Source organism: Vibrio sp. 10N.222.55.C6 (assembly GCF_041473395.1).
Classification (GTDB): Bacteria; Pseudomonadota; Gammaproteobacteria; order Enterobacterales; family Vibrionaceae; genus Vibrio; species Vibrio crassostreae_C.
Window position 1 is genome coordinate 1 of record NZ_JBFRSD010001095.1, and the last position, 325, is coordinate 325.

Consider the following 325-nt stretch of genomic DNA (forward strand, 5'->3'; position numbering starts at 1 on the left):
GGTATAAGGCTCAGATAAGAGTTTAGTTCGGTCCTTAACGTAATTCTGATAATCATTTGTTACTTCTTCTGCGACGAATTCATCAAGTACAGGCAATTGCTCCATCAAAGCCCAAGGCGCGTAGTCGTTATAGCTTTTATATCTTTTGGTGTTAAATGCTTCGCGATCAACTGAATGAGTTTCTTCGTTATAGTAATATCCAACGTCAATACTAAACAGATACTTCTTCGTAAGTTCATAGTTCATGACTGTACCTTTCAAGTCACGATTATTTGAACGTGATACGTCAATTGATGCTGGAGCAAGTCTACCATCTAAAATTGGT

At 37.5% G+C, this 325-nt stretch carries 1 protein-coding gene; it reads right to left on the minus strand.

The window, feature by feature from the left end:
* Positions 1 to 246: hypothetical protein (locus tag AB4486_RS27710; RefSeq protein WP_372120013.1), on the minus strand; the 246-nt coding region annotated here is incomplete at its 3' end.
* Between the last annotated feature and the right edge of the window lie 79 nt (positions 247 to 325).